Genomic DNA, 402 nt, shown 5'->3' with positions numbered 1-402 from the left:
CTCACATCACGAACCTTGGAGATGTCGAATACCGGTCCGCCTGCCTCAAGCTGTCGGGCCGCTGCGCGTGCCCGATCTATCCAGGCGTCTGGAGCCTCACCCTCGGCAACGATGCGATCCTCGACGATCGAAAGCCGAACCGATTTTGGCGGAGCCAGCGAAGCCGTTAGCCGCTTCAGCACGAACTGCGGCTCAAGGCTCTGATAGAATTGCCACTGCGAATGAACGCGGGCGGGATCGACCTGCGTTCCGGACAACAGCGACTGCGGGTCGGCGGCAAGCGGGTCTCTCAGGCCGGAAATATAGAACTGTCCGCCCCCCGCGGTTTGTTGGGCGACGATGATTCCCGGTTGGGCCTCAAGTCGCGACACATAAGTCTGCCAGTGCTCCGCCGCGCGTGCT

The 402-nt window shown here is 62.4% G+C and carries 1 pseudogene; it reads right to left on the bottom strand.

The features are described 5' to 3' along the window. A pseudogene (locus AC0L3D_RS36975) lies at positions 1–371 on the bottom strand (OmpA family protein); the annotation flags it as partial. Between the last annotated feature and the right edge of the window lie 31 nt (positions 372–402).

It is taken from the genome of Mesorhizobium sp. WSM4837 (genome assembly GCF_055811435.1).
Note: the sequence above shows the minus strand (reverse complement) of the source record. Positions and strands in the feature narration are given on the sequence as shown.